Here is a 17465-nt window from a genome sequence, read left to right as displayed (position 1 = left end):
CACGGGGGAAGGGGTGCTAAGCCCTTGATTTTCGCGGGGCTGGGATGTAGGACACCCCTCAATCCCAAGATCATGGCGTGCGTCGATTCGAGATGCGCGCTGTTTTTTGTTGGGGCCAGAGGGTTGTGTTTTATCTAAGCCTCTGGATTTTTGGAATTTCCGGCAGCCTTTGGCGCCGTTACTAGGATGGGCAAGACGACATGGCGAAACGGTGGTATTCGGTCAGTGTGCTTTCGAATTACGAGAAGCGCATCGCCGAGCAGATCAGAAACGCCGTGGCCGAAAAGGGCCTCGAGGAAGAGATCGACGAAGTTCTCGTTCCCGAAGAAGAAGTGATTGAGATCCGCCGCGGCAAGAAAGTGACCGTGCCGCGCCGCTTCATGCCTGGCTATGTGCTTGTGCGGATGGACCTGACGGACCGTGCGTATCACGCGGTCTCCTCGATCCCGCGCGTTACAGGTTTCCTCGGCCCGCAGGGTCGTCCGATGCCCATGCGTGACGAAGAAGTAAATTCTATCCTGAACCGTGTTGAGGAAGGCGAGTCCTCGCCGCGCTCGACAATCACCTTCGAGGTTGGTGAAAAGGTCAAGGTCAACGAAGGTCCGTTCGAAGATTTCGACGGCATGGTCGAAGACGTGGACGAAGAGAACCAGCGCCTGAAGGTGACGGTATCGATCTTTGGCCGCGCGACGCCCGTTGAACTGGAATTCACTCAGGTCTCCAAGCAGATCTGAGGCGAAGCGGCGCCGAACTCCGGCGCCAGTAAATGTGGGAGGCGAGGGGCGCGCGCGCACCGGACCAGACCACAGCAACACTGAAAAGGCCCCGACGCGTTAGGGCTTTGTTGGAAAGAAGGAGAGGCCAAATGGCCAAGAAACTTGCTGGCACGATGAAGCTGCAGATCCCTGCAGGTCAAGCCAACCCCTCGCCACCCGTGGGCCCTGCCCTCGGTCAGCGTGGTATCAACATCATGGAATTCTGTAAGGCGTTCAACGCCAAGACACAGGAAATGGAACAAGGCGCACCTTGCCCGACCGTGATCACCTATTATCAGGACAAGTCCTTCACAATGGACATCAAGACGCCACCTGCGTCCTATTACCTGAAAAAAGCTGCTGGTCTTAAGAACCAAGGCAAGCGTAACCGCCCTCGTGGTGCGGAAACGCCTGGTCGTGAAACTGTTGGCACCGTTTCGGTTGCTCAGGTTCGCGAAATCGCTGAGGCGAAAATGAAAGACCTCTCGGCGAATGACGTTGAAGCAGCAATGCAGATCATCCTTGGTTCCGCCAAGTCGATGGGTATCGAGGTGAAAGGGTAAGTCATGGCCAAGTTTGGTAAACGTACAACGGCTGCCCGCGCCGCTTTCGCTGGCAAAGAAGAGCTGACTGTCGAAGAGGCGGTCGAGCTGATCAAAGCGCATGCAAATGCCAAATTTGACGAGTCGATCGAAATCGCCGTCAATCTTGGTGTTGATCCGCGCCACGCAGACCAGATGGTCCGTGGTACAGTTGATCTGCCAAATGGCACAGGTAAATCGGTTCGCGTTGCGGTTTTCGCACGTGGCCCTAAGGCTGATGAAGCCACCGCTGCTGGTGCCGATATTGTTGGCGCCGAAGATCTGATGGAAACGGTTCAGTCGGGCAAGATCGAATTTGACCGCTGCATCGCAACACCTGACATGATGCCGATTGTTGGTCGTCTTGGTAAAGTGCTTGGCCCCCGTAACCTGATGCCGAACCCGAAAATCGGCACGGTAACAATGGATGTCAAAGCCGCTGTTGAGGCCGCCAAAGGTGGTCAGGTCCAGTTCAAGGTCGAGAAAGCGGGTGTTCTGCACTCGGCAATCGGCAAGGCAAGCTTTGACGCAGCCAAGCTGGTTGAGAACGTGCGCGCCTATGTTGATGCTGTCTCCAAGGCACGTCCTGCTGGTGCAAAAGGCGCGTATCTCAAGAAGATCTCGCTGTGCTCCACCATGGGCCCTGGCGTGTCTCTCAATGTTGAGAACGCAACCGGCAACTAAGTTAACTGGCCTCCGCTCCATTCGGGCGGGGGCCAAACCATTCCCGATTTATGCCGTGATGGCATGATGCGGGAGGCGGGGTCAGACAGAGCCGTTTTGGCGATGTGATCGTCATATCGTCAATCGGCTATTGGGTTTTTTCCCGATCTGTCGTATGGCCCCCTTTCGATCCTTGCGTGCGATTCGTGCGTGAGGTGACCTGTCCGAGACGGAGGGTTGGGTTAAGTCCCTGTAATTCCTTCCTGAGATGGGAAACGAGTTAAAAATTTCCGTAGGGTTTTCCCTCTGGCGATTAGGCTCGGGCCCCTGACTTGGATCCGAAGTGGCGGGGCAACCCGCCAAACTTGAGCCGGGGTGTGGGAGACCAACCCCAAATTGGAGTGAAACTGTGGATAGAGCCCAAAAAGAGAGCGTGGTCGAGGAACTCGGCCAGATCTTCGAAAGCTCTGGCGTCGTTGTAGTAAGTCACTACGCGGGCCTCACGGTTGCTGAGATGCAGGATCTACGCGCACGCATGAGCGATGCTGGTGGTTCCGTACGTGTCGCCAAGAACAGGCTCGCCAAAATCGCCCTTCAGGGAACGCCTGCCCAAGGCATCGCCGACCTGATGACTGGTATGACTGTCTTGTCCTATTCCGAGGATCCTGTGGCTGCGGCCAAGGTTGCCAACGATTACGCCAAAGAGAATGACAAATTCGTCATCCTCGGCGGTTCAATGGGCGAAACAGTTCTTGATCAGGCTGGTGTCAAAGCTGTGGCTGCTATGCCGTCGCGTGAGGAGCTTATCGCTTCGATCGTTGGCTGTATCGGCGCACCTGCTTCGAACCTTGCTGGCGCAATTGGTGCACCTGCTTCGAATATCGCGAGCATTCTTTCGACCATCGAAGAGAAGGCCGCGTAAAGCAACCTTTGAGACCCGTCGCATGGCAAACCCAAGCGATGTTGGAACACAAACTTAAATACGGAAACCGTGAAAATGGCTGATCTGAAAAAACTTGCTGAAGAGATCGTGGGTCTGACCCTTCTCGAAGCACAAGAACTGAAAACCATCCTCAAGGACGAGTATGGCATCGAGCCCGCAGCTGGCGGCGCAGTAATGATGGCTGCAGCTGGTGGCGACGCCGGTGGCGCAGCTGCTGCCGAGCAGACTGAGTTTGACGTCATCCTCAAGTCCGCAGGCGCAAGCAAGATCAACGTGATCAAAGAAGTTCGCGCGATCACTGGTCTTGGCCTGAAAGAAGCCAAAGACCTCGTCGAAGCTGGCGGCAAAGCCGTCAAAGAAGGCGTCGACAAGGCAGAAGCAGAGGACATCAAAGGCAAGCTGGAAGCAGCTGGCGCCGAGGTGGAACTCAAGTAATCAGCCCCGACCTTTCGGGTCGGATGCTGAAAGAAATTTGGCTGGACGCGGGTTTTCTCGGGTCCAGCTATCCTCGTCTTGACGAGGGCCCCCTATCCGCAGGACGGATCGCCTAAGGGACCCTCTTCTAGACGTGGCGTATGGATCGGGAGTTTGTCGGTGGGACGGCAGACATGAATTGATCCGCTCGTCTTGTTTCGTTGCTTCCTCGCCGTGGCCCCGACGGCGTGTGATGCTAAAGAAACGGAAAGGTGTTTGAGAGCATGGCTCAGACCTACGCAGGCCAGAAACGTATCCGCAAATTTTATGGCAAAATCCGCGAAGTATTGGAGATGCCAAACCTCATCGAAGTTCAGAAGTCGTCCTATGACCTCTTCCTGAAATCCGGTGACCAGCCACAGCCGCTTGACGGCGAAGGCATCAAAGGTGTTTTCCAATCGGTTTTCCCGATCAAGGATTTCAACGAGACCGCGATTCTCGAATTCGTCAAATATGAGCTGGAGACGCCGAAATTCGACGTCGATGAATGCCAGCAGCGCGACTTGACTTACGCAGCTCCCCTCAAGGTGACGCTGCGCTTGATCGTGTTTGATATCGATGAAGATACAGGCGCAAAATCGGTCAAGGACATCAAAGAACAAGACGTGTTCATGGGTGACATGCCCCTCATGACACCGAACGGCACATTCATTGTGAATGGCACCGAGCGTGTGATCGTTTCCCAGATGCACCGTTCGCCCGGCGTGTTCTTTGATCACGACAAAGGCAAAACCCACAGCTCGGGCAAGCTGCTGTTTGCCTGCCGCATTATCCCATATCGCGGCTCGTGGCTGGATTTCGAATTCGACGCGAAAGACCTTGTCTTCGCGCGTATCGACCGCCGTCGTAAGCTTCCTGTGACGACCCTGCTCTATGCCCTCGGCATGAATCAGGAAAGCATCATGGATGCCTATTACGAAACCGTTGATTTCAAGCTTGAGAAGAACAAAGGCTGGGTCACACCGTTCTTCCCCGAGCGTGTCCGCGGCACACGTCCGACATTCGATCTGGTTGACGCCAAAACAGGTGAAGTGATTGCCGAAGCTGGCAAGAAGGTCACCCCGCGTGCCGTTAAACAGCTGATCGATGAAGGTGCTGTTGAAAATCTGCTTTTGCCTTTCGATCAGATCGTTGGCCGCTTTGTGGCCAAGGACATCATCGATGAAGAAACAGGCGCGATCTATGTCGAAGCTGGCGATGAGCTGACCCTTGAATATGACAAGGAAGGCAACATCACTGGCGGTACCCTGCAGGACCTGATGGATGCTGGCGTGACCGACATCCCCGTTCTCGACATCGATAACATCAATGTCGGTGCCTATATGCGCAACACGCTTGCGGCAGATAAGAACATGAACCGCGATACTGCGCTCATGGATATCTACCGCGTGATGCGTCCGGGTGAGCCACCCACTGTCGAGGCTGCCTCGGCCCTGTTTGACACATTGTTCTTCGACTCCGAGCGTTATGACCTCTCGGCTGTTGGACGTGTGAAAATGAACATGCGTCTGGCTCTGGATGCCGAAGATACAATGCGCACCCTGCGTAACGAAGACATCGTGGCCTGTGTCAAAGCGCTTGTTGATCTGCGTGATGGCCGCGGCGATGTGGACGATATCGACCACCTCGGCAACCGTCGTGTCCGCTCGGTCGGCGAGTTGATGGAAAACCAGTACCGTGTTGGCCTTCTCCGCATGGAGCGTGCCATCAAGGAGCGTATGTCCTCGGTCGAGATCGACACGGTCATGCCGCAGGATCTGATCAACGCGAAACCAGCGGCCGCTTCGGTACGTGAATTCTTCGGTTCCTCGCAGCTGTCGCAGTTCATGGACCAGACGAACCCGCTGTCCGAAGTTACGCATAAGCGTCGTCTTTCCGCGCTCGGGCCAGGTGGTCTGACGCGTGAACGTGCGGGCTTTGAGGTGCGTGACGTTCACCCAACCCATTACGGCCGTATGTGCCCGATTGAGACGCCGGAAGGCCCGAATATTGGTCTGATCAACAGCCTCGCGACTTTCGCGCGGGTGAATAAATACGGCTTCATCGAAACACCTTATCGCCGCGTTACCGACGGCAAGGTCACTGATGACGTGGTCTATATGTCCGCGACCGAAGAGATGCGCCACACTGTGGCTCAGGCGAACGCCAATCTCGATGGTGAGGGTCGTTTCATGAACGATCTGGTCAATACACGTCAGTCGGGCGAATACACGCTTGCCCCGAATGAAAGCGTTGATCTGATCGACGTGTCGCCCAAGCAGTTGGTCTCGGTTGCGGCCTCGTTGATCCCATTCCTCGAGAATGACGACGCGAACCGCGCGCTTATGGGATCGAACATGCAACGTCAGGCTGTGCCGCTTCTGCAAGCGGATGCACCTTTCGTCGGCACTGGTATTGAAAGCGTTGTCGCCAAAGACTCCGGCGCATCCATTATGGCCAAGCGCGGCGGCATCATCGACCAAGTCGATGCGCAGCGTATCGTTGTGCGCGCGACCGAAGATCTCGAGTTGGGCGATGCGGGCGTCGATATCTACCGCCTGCGCAAGTTCCAGCGTTCAAACCAGAACACCTGCATCAACCAGCGTCCGCTGGTGAAGGTCGGTGATCGTGTGTCCAAGAACGAAGTGATTGCTGATGGTCCATCTACGGATATGGGCGAATTGGCACTTGGCAAAAACGTGGTCGTCGCGTTTATGCCTTGGAACGGTTACAACTACGAAGACTCCATTTTGATCTCTGAGCGCATCGTGCGTGACGACGTCTTCACCTCGATCCATATCGAGGAATTCGAAGTCGCCGCCCGTGACACCAAGCTTGGGCCAGAAGAAATCACCCGTGATATCCCCAATGTCGGTGAAGAAGCGCTGCGCAACCTCGACGAGGCGGGCATCGTTTATATCGGTGCCGATGTTGGCCCAGGTGATATTCTTGTGGGCAAGATCACACCGAAGGGTGAAAGCCCGATGACACCTGAAGAAAAGCTTCTGCGTGCCATCTTCGGTGAGAAAGCCTCCGATGTTCGTGACACCTCGCTGCGTTTGCCGCCCGGTGATTTCGGCACGGTCGTGGAAGTGCGTGTCTTTAACCGCCATGGTGTGGAAAAAGACGAGCGTGCGCTGCAGATTGAGCGTGAAATGGTCGAGCGTCTGGCACGTGACCGTGACGACGAATTGGTCATCCTCGAGCGCAACATCTATGCGCGTCTGAAATCCATGATCCTTGGCAAAGAGGCCGTCAAAGGCCCCAAAGGTGTCAAATCGGGTTCGGAAATCACCGAGGAGCTGCTGGAAACGCTGAGCCATGGCCAGTGGTGGCAGCTTGCCTTGGGCGACGAAAAAGACGCCGCCGAGGTCGAGGCGCTGAACCAGCAATTCGAAGCTCAAAAGCGGACAATGGATCTGCGTTTTGAAGATAAGGTCGAGAAGGTTCGCCGCGGCGACGATCTGCCCCCGGGCGTGATGAAGATGGTCAAAGTCTTCATCGCGGTGAAGCGCAAGCTTCAGCCTGGTGACAAGATGGCTGGCCGTCACGGCAACAAAGGTGTGATCTCGAAAGTGGTGCCAATGGAGGACATGCCGTTCCTCGCAGATGGTACCCCTGTTGATTTCGTGTTGAACCCGCTCGGCGTGCCTTCGCGTATGAATGTCGGTCAGATTCTCGAAACCCATATGGGTTGGGCGGCACGTTCGCTCGGTCTTCAGATCGATGAGGCACTGGATGAGTACCGCCGCTCGGGCGACATGACCCCTGTGCGTGATGCTCTGAAAATCGCTTATGGCGATGAGGTCTATTCCGATGCCTTCGGTCCGATGGATGAAGCACAGGTTCTGGAGGCCGCATCCAATGTGACGCGCGGTGTTCCGATTGCGACACCTGTCTTTGATGGTGCCAAAGAGGCTGACGTGAACGACGCGCTGACGCGTGCCGGGTTCGACACCTCCGGTCAGTCTGATCTCTTCGATGGCCGCACGGGCGATAAATTCGCGCGTAAGGTTACCGTGGGTGTCAAATACCTGCTCAAACTGCACCACCTTGTGGATGACAAAATCCACGCGCGTTCCACAGGGCCTTACAGCCTTGTGACCCAGCAGCCGCTGGGTGGTAAAGCGCAGTTCGGTGGTCAGCGCTTTGGTGAGATGGAGGTCTGGGCTCTGGAAGCTTACGGCGCCGCCTACACCTTGCAGGAAATGCTGACGGTGAAGTCGGATGACGTCGCAGGCCGGACCAAGGTCTATGAATCGATCGTCAAGGGCGAAGACAATTTCGAGGCTGGTGTGCCTGAATCGTTCAACGTTCTCGTCAAGGAGGTCCGCGGTTTGGGCCTCAATATGGAACTCCTGGATGCAGAGGATGAGGAATAACCGCGGGGTCACCCCCGCTTCCTCTCCCCTCTGCCCCACTTCAAGGATTTGAAAATGAACCAGGAAATTACCAACAACCCGTTCAACCCGCTGATGGCCCCAAAAGCCTTCGACGAGATCAAGGTTTCACTTGCCAGCCCTGAGCGTATCCTCAGCTGGTCCTTTGGTGAGATCAAAAAGCCAGAGACCATCAATTACCGTACCTTCAAGCCCGAGCGTGACGGCTTGTTCTGTGCGCGTATCTTTGGACCCGTAAAGGATTACGAATGCCTTTGCGGTAAATATAAGCGCATGAAGTATCGCGGCGTTGTCTGCGAGAAATGTGGTGTTGAGGTGACCCTCCAGAAGGTTCGCCGCGAGCGTATGGGCCATATCGAACTGGCCGCGCCCGTTGCGCATATCTGGTTCCTGAAATCGCTTCCAAGCCGCATCGGCCTCATGCTCGACATGACGCTGCGCGATCTCGAGCGTATTCTCTACTTCGAGAATTACGTGGTGATCGAGCCTGGCCTGACTGACCTGAGCTATGGCCAGTTGATGGGCGAAGAGGAATATCTCGACGCGCAAGACGCCTATGGCGCGGATGCGTTCCAAGCCAATATCGGTGCCGAAGCCATCCGTGAGATGCTCGCCAATATCGACCTTGAAGCCGAAGCAAACCAGCTGCGCGAAGACCTCAAGGAAGCCACGGGCGAATTGAAGCCCAAGAAGATCATCAAGCGTTTGAAGATCGTCGAGAACTTCCTTGAATCGGGCAACCGTCCCGAGTGGATGGTTCTGACCGTGATCCCCGTGATCCCGCCAGAACTGCGCCCCTTGGTTCCGCTCGATGGTGGCCGTTTCGCGACATCCGATCTCAACGACCTCTATCGTCGTGTGATCAACCGGAACAACCGCCTCAAGCGCCTGATCGAATTGCGTGCGCCTGATATCATCATCCGTAACGAAAAGCGGATGTTGCAGGAATCTGTCGACGCCTTGTTCGATAACGGCCGTCGTGGCCGCGTGATTACGGGTGCCAACAAGCGCCCGCTGAAATCGCTCTCGGACATGCTGAAGGGTAAGCAGGGTCGCTTCCGTCAGAACCTTTTGGGTAAGCGCGTGGACTTCTCGGGTCGTTCGGTCATTGTGACTGGCCCCGAATTGAAGCTCCATCAGTGCGGTCTGCCCAAGAAGATGGCGCTGGAGCTGTTCAAGCCGTTCATCTATTCGCGTCTTGAAGCCAAGGGCCTGTCCTCGACCGTCAAGCAAGCCAAAAAGCTGGTCGAGAAAGAGCGCCCCGAGGTTTGGGATATTCTTGACGAGGTTATCCGTGAGCATCCGGTTCTCCTGAACCGTGCGCCTACGCTGCACCGTCTTGGCATTCAGGCATTCGAGCCTGTCTTGATTGAAGGCAAAGCCATCCAGCTGCACCCGCTTGTGTGTTCCGCGTTTAACGCTGACTTCGACGGTGACCAGATGGCCGTGCATGTTCCATTGAGCCTTGAGGCCCAGTTGGAAGCACGCGTTCTGATGATGTCGACAAACAACGTTCTGTCGCCTGCAAACGGCGCGCCGATCATTGTTCCGTCGCAGGATATGATCCTTGGTCTCTATTACATCACGATGGAGCGCGAAGGCATGAAGGGCGAAGGCATGTCCTTCTCCTCGATCGAAGAAGTCGAGCATGCCCTGACCGCTGGTGAAGTGCATCTGCACGCCAAGATCAATGCACGCGTCAAGCAGATCGATGACGAAGGCAATGAGGTATTCCAGCGCTTTGACACCACGCCAGGCCGTTTGCGTCTTGGCGCGCTTCTGCCGCTGAATGCCAAAGCACCTTTCGATCTGGTCAACCGTCTTCTGCGGAAGAAGGAAGTCCAGCAGGTTATCGACAACGTGTATCGTTACTGTGGCCAGAAAGAGAGTGTCATCTTCTGTGACCAGATCATGGGTCTGGGTTTCCGCGAAGCCTTCCGTGCTGGTATTTCCTTCGGCAAGGACGACATGGTCGTGCCTGAGACGAAGTGGGAATTGGTTGATGAAACCCGCGAACAAGTGAAAGAGTTCGAACAGCAATATATGGACGGCCTGATCACTCAGGGCGAAAAGTATAACAAGGTTATCGATGCATGGTCGAAGGCCAATGACAAAGTAACCGATGCGATGATGTCGACCATCTCGGCGAAGAAATTCGACGAGGACGGTTCGGAATCCGAGCTGAACTCGGTCTATATGATGGCCCACTCCGGTGCGCGTGGTTCGGTCACCCAGATGAAGCAGCTTGGCGGTATGCGCGGCCTTATGGCCAAGCCGTCGGGCGAGATCATCGAGACGCCGATCATCTCGAACTTCAAAGAAGGCCTCACCGTTCTTGAGTACTTCAACTCGACACACGGCGCTCGTAAGGGCCTGTCGGACACCGCTCTGAAGACGGCGAACTCGGGCTACCTGACTCGCCGTCTTGTGGACGTGGCGCAGGACTGCATCGTGCGTATGGTCGATTGTGGAACGGACAACGTCATCACAGCCGAAGCGGCCGTGAATGACGGTGAAGTCGTCTCCTCGCTGGCCGAGCGTATTCTGGGCCGGACCGCAGGTGAGGACATTCTGGTTCCCGGCACGGATGAAGTGATCGTTGCACGCGGTGAATTGATTGACGAGCGTAAGGCCGATGCCGTTGAGGCGGCTGGTGTTGCAACCGTCAAGATCCGCTCGCCACTGACCTGTGAAGCCGAAGAGGGCGTTTGCGCCACTTGCTACGGTCGTGACCTTGCACGTGGTACACGTGTGAACACGGGCGAAGCGGTTGGTATCATCGCGGCTCAGTCGATCGGTGAGCCTGGCACACAGCTGACTATGCGGACATTCCACATCGGCGGCGTTGCGCAAGGTGGTCAGCAATCCTTCCAGGAAGCAGGCCAAGAAGGCGTGGTTGAATACCGCAATGCGAACCTTCTGACCAATGCGGCAGGCGAAAGCATCGTCATGGGCCGTAACATGGTTCTGGCAATCATGGATGAGCATGGTGTTGAGCGCGCAAGCCACAAGCTTGGCTATGGCTCCAAGGTCCATGCTGCTGAGGGTGCAACGGTTGCACGCGGCGATCGCCTCTTTGAATGGGACCCTTATACTTTGCCGATCATCGCCGAGAAGGCGGGTAAGGTTAAGTATGTGGACCTGATCAACGGTATCGCATTGCGTGAAGAAACCGATGACGCGACAGGCATGACACAGAAGATTGTGTCGGACTGGCGTGCAGCACCGAAAGGCAATGAGCTCAAGCCTGAAATCATCATCGTTGGTGAAGATGGCGAACCGCAGCGCAATGACCTTGGCAACCCCGTCACCTATACGATGTCGGTGGATGCGATTTTGTCGGTCGAAGATGGCCAAGACATCCAAGCGGGTGATGTTGTCGCGCGTATTCCTCGTGAAGGCGCAAAGACAAAAGATATTACTGGTGGTCTGCCGCGTGTGGCCGAACTCTTCGAGGCACGTCGTCCAAAAGATCACGCGATCATCGCCGAGCGCGATGGCTATGTGAAATTTGGCCGCGACTTCAAGAACAAGCGCCGTATCGCGATTGTTCCTGCCGATGAGAGCCTCGAGCCGATCGAATACATGGTGCCCAAGGGCAAGCACATCCCAGTTGCCGAGGGTGATTTCATCCAGAAGGGTGACTACATCATGGATGGTAACCCCGCGCCGCATGATATTCTGCGGATCTTGGGGATCGAAGCGCTTGCTGATTACCTCATCGATGAGGTTCAGGACGTGTATCGACTGCAGGGTGTGAAGATCAACGATAAGCACATCGAGGTGATTGTTCGCCAGATGCTGCAAAAAATCGAGATCCTCGACTCGGGTGAATCGACCCTTCTCAAAGGCGAGAATGTCGATAAGGCCGAGTTCGAAGCCGAGAATGCCAAGACCATCGCCAAAGGCGGACGCCCCGCAGTTGGTGAGCCTGTCTTGCTCGGCATCACCAAGGCCTCCTTGCAGACACGTTCCTTCGTATCGGCCGCCTCCTTCCAGGAGACGACCCGCGTCCTTACCGAAGCTTCGGTCCAAGGCAAGCGTGACAAGCTTGTTGGCCTCAAGGAGAACGTGATCGTTGGTCGCTTGATCCCTGCGGGTACGGGTGGGGCGACGCAAGACGTGCGCCGCATCGCCACCGAGCGCGACTCGGTTGTTATTGAGGCCGCTCAGGCAGAGGCGGCAGCCGCCGCAGCCCTCGCCGCCCCAGAAGAGACCACCTCGGCTGAGGCGGCTCCTGCTGAGGCAGACAACACCGAGGATTGATCCGCGCGCGGATGCTATCTGAATAAAACAAACCGCCCCGCTGACAGATCAGCGGGGCGGTTTTCTTTTGGGCCTGCGCAACGCAAAGGGCAGGGGGGATTCCCCCGCGATCAAGTTTCGCCTAGTGTTGGCCTGCAGGCAGGAACCAAAGGGCAGTCATGGGAAAACCGATCAGCAATCAGATCGTCGGCGTATGCCGCTTCTCCTATGCAGGCTTCGGCGGCTTCAGCGCCTCGCAGCAGGAGCTGTGGGAATTGGAGGCGATGCTTTATGACCCCACCCGCATGCGCCAGCGCTTCTTCTTTTTCGAGAATATCTGCCTGCCTTCACTGGCTGCGCAAACCGATCAGGATTTTAAATTTGTGGCGCTTATCGCCGATACAATGCCTTTCAAATGGCGGCGCAGGCTCAAGAACCTTATGGAAATCTACCCCTTCCTTCAGGTGTGCACTTTGGAAGCCGCAGGGCCGCTGAATTCAACGCGCCGCGCCTATAAGCGGGGATGGGACCGCAAATCAGAATTCATGACGGGTTTCCGGATGGATGATGATGATGCCGTTGCGATTGACTATATCGCCAAGACCCGTGAGCTGGCCGATCATTTTCTGGAAATGGGGTGGGCCGATCACGAACATAACGCGGTGATTGCCTTCCATCGCGGGCTTTACTGGGACATGGAAAATGACGCGGCCCCTTTCCATGAATTCAGCGAAATCGGGCCGCTTGGCTTGGCCAGTGCGATGATCACGCCCGTGGAAACCCAAACCAATATGTTTCGCTGGAACCACCGCAAAGTGGCCGCCCATGTGCGCAGCTGGATGGACCCGACCGATATGATGTTCATCCGCACCCTGCATGGCCATAATGACAGTGACCGATCCGTGCCTCCGGGCGCGGAGCCTATGACCGATCATCACGCCAAAACCCTGATGCGGGACCGCTTCGGCCTCGAGCCTGTGAAGCTCATCAATATGATGCGGCGCTTGCGCGACGATCCAATGAGTATAGAGGAAGAAGAACCGGAGGATGGACCACCGGAGCCCTTCGTCGAGGAGTAATCACGGTGAGCCCCAATCTCAGAGGCGCGTTGTTCATGTCTGGCAGCATGGCGTGTTTCACGCTGAACGATGCCTTGGTGAAACTGGCGGCCCAATCGATCCCCCTGTTCCAGATCGTGTTCTTGCGAGGGATCCTGACAACCCTGCTGATGCTGATCGTCGTGCGCGCCATGGGGCAGTTGAGCTTTGCGATCCCGCGCGAAGATCGCCCCCGCGTTTTCTGGCGCACCGCGGCTGAGCTTGGCGCGATGGTCGCCTTTACCATTGCCTTGGTGAATATGCCGATTGCCAATATATCGGCGATCCTTGCCGCCTTGCCTTTGACCGTCACGCTGGCCGCGTATCTTTTCCTGCGCGAACCTGTCGGCTGGCGGCGAATGTTGGCCATTCTCGTTGGTTTTGTGGGTGTGATGCTCATCATCCAACCCGGAACGGATGGGTTCAGCATCTATTCCCTAGTTGCGTTTCTTGCGGTGATTATGGTGACCATCCGTGATCTTGTGACGCGCCGCTTCAGCGCAAGCGTGCCGTCCATGAGCGTGGCGGTGATCACGGCGGCAGCGGTGGCTGTTCTGGGTGGGTTGCTTTCCATTCGTGAGACATGGGCCATGCCCGACGCGCAGACGGTCATGCTGATTATCGGGGCGTCTATCTTCATTATCGGGGGCTATGTCTTTTCTATCATGACGATGCGCGTGGGCGATATCGGGGCGGTTGCGCCTTTCCGCTATACCTCCCTTATCTGGGCCTTGATGTTGGGGTTCTTGGTCTTCGGGGATTGGCCGAATGCGCTGACCATGATTGGCGGCGGGATTGTCGTTGCCACAGGCCTGTTCACGATCCTGCGCGAAAGACGCGTGGCGCGGCATTTGGCGCGGACACCTGCCTCGCCAACGGCTACGGCGGCGGCCTCGGCCTTGTCATCTGGCGCGCGTGACCCAAAAGCCGAGTGACGCCAAACAAATAGGCCGCATTTGTGGGGTATTGTTTGGGGGAGGAGAGGCGAATATCGCGTGCTGTTTTGCGCCTATCGGACCCCATTCGAGAAAGGGGTCCCAGCCGCTGTTGACAGCCCCGGCGACTCCTCCTATACACCGCGCCATCTGGCAGGGGTATTTCATACCTGTTTGTCAGCGATACAGATTTGAGTGGTCACGATCCGGGCCTTATGCGCCCCGATCCTCTGAGACAACCGCCGCGGCGTCCTCCAGGTAGGGAAGGGACGCATGCGGTTTTGGCGTATTCGTGCCTGCGAAGCCGTCATCGTACATGAGAGAGCAAGACGGGGAACCGAATGCCTACTATTCAGCAGCTGATCCGCAAACCGCGGCAGCCAAAAATCAAGCGCTCCAAGTCGCAACACTTGGAATCCTGCCCCCAAAAGCGGGGCGTATGCACACGCGTCTATACAACGACGCCAAAGAAGCCGAACTCCGCTATGCGGAAAGTTGCGAAGGTTCGCCTGACCAACGGCTTTGAAGTCATCAGCTACATCCCTGGTGAGAGCCACAACCTTCAGGAACACTCTGTGGTTCTGATCCGCGGCGGTCGTGTAAAAGACCTTCCCGGTGTGCGCTATCACATCCTGCGTGGTGTGCTCGATACGCAAGGCGTCAAGGATCGTCGCCAGCGTCGTTCGAAATACGGCGCCAAGCGTCCGAAGTAAGAGGATACACACATGTCCCGTCGTCACAGCGCGGAAAAACGCGAAGTCCTGCCCGATGCCAAGTTTGGTGATCGTGTCCTGACGAAATTCATGAATAACCTGATGATCGATGGTAAGAAATCGATCGCAGAAACCATCGTCTATAACGCATTCGATCGCGTTGAAGGCCGCCTTAAGCGCGCTCCTGTGGAAGTTTTCCACGAAGCGCTCGACAACATCAAACCGTCCGTCGAAGTTCGTTCGCGTCGTGTTGGTGGTGCAACCTATCAGGTTCCTGTCGAAGTGCGCCCTGAGCGTCGTGAAGCGCTTGCGATCCGCTGGCTGATCAAAGCAGCCCGCTCCCGCAACGAGAACACTATGGAAGAACGTCTGGCCGGTGAATTGGTCGACGCCGTGAACGCTCGCGGCTCGGCAGTGAAGAAGCGCGAAGACACGCATAAAATGGCCGACGCGAACAAAGCGTTCAGCCATTACCGCTGGTAATTTCAATTTTAGCCTGAGGACACTCCCATGGCACGCGATTATCCCCTCGAACGTTACCGGAACTTCGGGATCATGGCCCACATTGATGCGGGCAAGACCACCTGTTCCGAGCGGATTCTGTTTTACACAGGCAAATCCCACAATATTGGCGAAGTGCATGATGGCGCTGCGACAATGGACTGGATGGAGCAGGAGCAGGAACGTGGTATCACCATTACCTCGGCTGCGACGACCACGTTCTGGGAGCGGACCGAAGATGGTAAAACGCCTGACTCGGAAAAGCACCGTCTGAACATCATCGACACCCCTGGCCACGTTGACTTCACAATTGAAGTTGAGCGTTCTTTGGCGGTTCTCGATGGTGCGGTTTGTGTTCTCGACGCCAACGCGGGTGTTGAGCCTCAGACCGAGACTGTTTGGCGTCAGGCTGACCGCTACAAAGTTCCGCGCATGGTTTTCGTCAACAAGATGGACAAAATCGGCGCTGACTTCTTCAACTGCGTTCGCATGATTGAAGACCGCACTGGCGCGCGTGCCGTTCCTGTCGGTATCCCAATCGGTGCCGAGACCGAGCTTGAGGGTCTGATCGACCTCGTGACCATGGAAGAGTGGCTGTGGCAGGGTGAAGATTTGGGCGCGTCCTGGATCAAAGCACCGATCCGCGACAGCCTCAAAGACATGGCGACTGAGTGGCGCGGCAAGATGATCGAAGCCGCGGTCGAAATGGACGATGATGCGATGGAAGCGTACCTGATGGACGCGGCCGAGCCTGATGTTCCAACCCTGCGTGCTTTGCTGCGCAAGGGCACATTGGCGATGGCTTTCGTTCCTGTCCTTGGTGGTTCCGCGTTCAAGAACAAAGGCGTTCAGCCTCTGTTGAATGCTGTGATCGACTATCTGCCGAGCCCGCTCGACGTGGTTGACTATATGGGCTTCAAGCCTGGCGATGAGACGGAAACCCGTAACATCCCACGCCGCGCTGACGATAACATGGCCTTCTCTGGCCTTGCGTTCAAAATCATGAACGACCCCTTCGTTGGCTCCTTGACGTTTGTTCGGATCTATTCTGGGCAACTCAGGAAAGGCGACAACATGATCAATTCCACCAAAGGGAATAACGAGCGTGTTGGCCGGATGATGATGATGCACTCCAACAATCGCGAAGAAATCGATGAGGCCTTCGCGGGCGACATCATCGCGCTTGGTGGTCTGAAGAACACAACAACAGGTGACACGCTTTGCGACAAAGCTGATCCGGTTGTTCTGGAAACGATGACCTTCCCTGATCCCGTAATCGAGATCGCGGTTGAGCCGAAAACAAAGGCCGACCAAGAGAAGATGGCATTGGCTCTTCAGCGTCTTGCGGCCGAGGACCCATCCTTCCGCGTCGAAACCGATATCGAATCGGGCCAGACCATCATGAAGGGCATGGGCGAATTGCACCTCGACATTCTTGTCGACCGCATGAAGCGCGAGTTCAAAGTTGAAGCGAATATCGGTGCGCCACAGGTGGCTTACCGTGAAACAATCGGCCATGAAGTCGAGCACACCTACACGCATAAGAAGCAGTCGGGTGGTTCGGGTCAATACGCCGAGGTCAAGCTTATCATCACGCCAACCGAGCCTGGTGAGGGGTATTCCTTCGAAAGCCGCATCGTTGGTGGTGCTGTTCCAAAGGAATACATCCCTGGTGTTGAAAAAGGCATCAAGTCCGTCATGGATAGCGGCCCTCTCGCTGGCTTCCCCGTGATCGATTTCAAAGTGGCCTTGGTCGACGGTAAGTTCCACGACGTGGACTCCAGCGTCCTCGCATTCGAAATCGCAGCCCGTATGGGCATGCGTGAAGGGATGCGCAAAGCGGGTGCGAAACTGCTCGAGCCTATCATGAAGGTCGAGGTTATCACGCCTGAGGATTACACTGGTGGCATCATCGGTGACCTTACATCACGTCGCGGTCAGGTTCAGGGTCAAGATACACGTGGCAACGCCATCGCGATCGACGCCTTTGTGCCACTGGCCAATATGTTCGGCTACATCAACACCCTGCGTTCCATGTCTTCGGGCCGCGCGCAGTTCACGATGCAATTCGACCATTACGAACCCGTTCCGAACAATATCTCGGACGAGATTCAAGCGAAATTCGCATAAGACGGGTGGCGGGGTAACCCCCGCCCTACCCACCACAACGTAGGGCGGA

12 protein-coding genes are annotated in these 17465 nt (G+C 56.1%); all 12 read left to right on the top strand.

Annotated elements, in window-relative coordinates; translation table 11 throughout:
• The first annotated feature begins 200 nt into the window (after positions 1 to 200).
• The 12 genes from nusG (at position 201) to fusA (ending at position 17416) form a co-directional block, all read left to right on the top strand.
• Positions 201 to 734, top strand: a complete 534-nt coding sequence (gene nusG / locus ACTYEO_RS05055; RefSeq protein ID WP_449322617.1) for a transcription termination/antitermination protein NusG — start codon at positions 201 to 203, stop codon at positions 732 to 734.
• 131 nt (positions 735 to 865) lie between these two features.
• Positions 866 to 1318 (top strand): 50S ribosomal protein L11, encoded by a 453-nt coding sequence (gene rplK / locus ACTYEO_RS05050; protein ID WP_449322616.1) that lies wholly within the window; start codon positions 866 to 868, stop codon positions 1316 to 1318.
• Positions 1319 to 1321: 3 nt separating this feature from the next.
• A complete protein-coding gene (gene rplA / locus ACTYEO_RS05045) occupies positions 1322 to 2020 on the top strand; it encodes a 50S ribosomal protein L1 (RefSeq protein WP_449322615.1) in 699 nt (232 codons plus the stop codon).
• Between the two features lie 388 nt (positions 2021 to 2408).
• Positions 2409 to 2921, top strand: a complete 513-nt coding sequence (gene rplJ / locus ACTYEO_RS05040; RefSeq protein ID WP_449322614.1) for a 50S ribosomal protein L10 — start codon at positions 2409 to 2411, stop codon at positions 2919 to 2921.
• A 75-nt stretch (positions 2922 to 2996) separates the two neighbouring features.
• Positions 2997 to 3377, top strand: coding sequence for a 50S ribosomal protein L7/L12 (rplL, locus tag ACTYEO_RS05035; RefSeq protein WP_449322613.1), 381 nt, complete (start codon positions 2997 to 2999; stop codon positions 3375 to 3377).
• Between the two features lie 263 nt (positions 3378 to 3640).
• Positions 3641 to 7777, top strand: a complete 4137-nt coding sequence (rpoB, locus tag ACTYEO_RS05030; RefSeq protein ID WP_449322612.1) for a DNA-directed RNA polymerase subunit beta — start codon at positions 3641 to 3643, stop codon at positions 7775 to 7777.
• Between the two features lie 54 nt (positions 7778 to 7831).
• Complete coding sequence (rpoC, locus tag ACTYEO_RS05025) at positions 7832 to 12061, top strand: DNA-directed RNA polymerase subunit beta' (RefSeq protein WP_449322611.1); 4230 nt, start codon at positions 7832 to 7834, stop codon at positions 12059 to 12061.
• 158 nt (positions 12062 to 12219) lie between these two features.
• On the top strand, positions 12220 to 13119 hold the full coding sequence (locus ACTYEO_RS05020) for a glycosyltransferase (RefSeq protein WP_449322610.1): 900 nt from the start codon (positions 12220 to 12222) through the stop codon (positions 13117 to 13119).
• A 35-nt stretch (positions 13120 to 13154) separates the two neighbouring features.
• Positions 13155 to 14072: a DMT family transporter gene (locus ACTYEO_RS05015; protein ID WP_449322609.1), complete on the top strand. Its 918-nt coding sequence runs from the start codon at positions 13155 to 13157 to the stop codon at positions 14070 to 14072.
• 341 nt (positions 14073 to 14413) lie between these two features.
• Positions 14414 to 14785, top strand: coding sequence for a 30S ribosomal protein S12 (rpsL, locus tag ACTYEO_RS05010; RefSeq protein ID WP_449322608.1), 372 nt, complete (start codon positions 14414 to 14416; stop codon positions 14783 to 14785).
• Positions 14786 to 14797: 12 nt separating this feature from the next.
• On the top strand, positions 14798 to 15268 hold the full coding sequence (rpsG, locus tag ACTYEO_RS05005; protein WP_449322607.1) for a 30S ribosomal protein S7: 471 nt from the start codon (positions 14798 to 14800) through the stop codon (positions 15266 to 15268).
• Between the two features lie 27 nt (positions 15269 to 15295).
• Positions 15296 to 17416 carry an elongation factor G gene (gene fusA, locus ACTYEO_RS05000; protein ID WP_449322606.1) on the top strand — a complete coding sequence of 707 codons (2121 nt, stop codon included), beginning with the start codon at positions 15296 to 15298 and terminating at the stop codon, positions 17414 to 17416.
• Positions 17417 to 17465: the final 49 nt, after the last annotated feature.

The organism is Rhodophyticola sp. SM2404 (assembly GCF_053570515.1).
The sequence above is the reverse complement of the archived record's forward strand: the minus strand, read 5'-3'. Positions and strand labels throughout refer to the sequence as shown.

Bases quoted from the DNA above. Each gene is read 5' to 3' on its own strand.
- rpsL (WP_449322608.1), top strand. From the start codon at position 14,414: ATGCCTACTATTCAGCAGCTGATCCGCAAACCGCGGCAGCCAAAAATC.
- rpoB (WP_449322612.1), top strand. From the start codon at position 3,641: ATGGCTCAGACCTACGCAGGCCAGAAACGTATCCGCAAATTTTATGGC.
- rpoC (WP_449322611.1), top strand. From the start codon at position 7,832: ATGAACCAGGAAATTACCAACAACCCGTTCAACCCGCTGATGGCCCCA.
- rplK (WP_449322616.1), top strand. From the start codon at position 866: ATGGCCAAGAAACTTGCTGGCACGATGAAGCTGCAGATCCCTGCAGGT.
- ACTYEO_RS05020 (WP_449322610.1), top strand. From the start codon at position 12,220: ATGGGAAAACCGATCAGCAATCAGATCGTCGGCGTATGCCGCTTCTCC.
- fusA (WP_449322606.1), top strand. From the start codon at position 15,296: ATGGCACGCGATTATCCCCTCGAACGTTACCGGAACTTCGGGATCATG.
- rpsG (WP_449322607.1), top strand. From the start codon at position 14,798: ATGTCCCGTCGTCACAGCGCGGAAAAACGCGAAGTCCTGCCCGATGCC.
- rplA (WP_449322615.1), top strand. From the start codon at position 1,322: ATGGCCAAGTTTGGTAAACGTACAACGGCTGCCCGCGCCGCTTTCGCT.
- rplL (WP_449322613.1), top strand. From the start codon at position 2,997: ATGGCTGATCTGAAAAAACTTGCTGAAGAGATCGTGGGTCTGACCCTT.
- ACTYEO_RS05015 (WP_449322609.1), top strand. From the start codon at position 13,155: ATGTCTGGCAGCATGGCGTGTTTCACGCTGAACGATGCCTTGGTGAAA.
- nusG (WP_449322617.1), top strand. From the start codon at position 201: ATGGCGAAACGGTGGTATTCGGTCAGTGTGCTTTCGAATTACGAGAAG.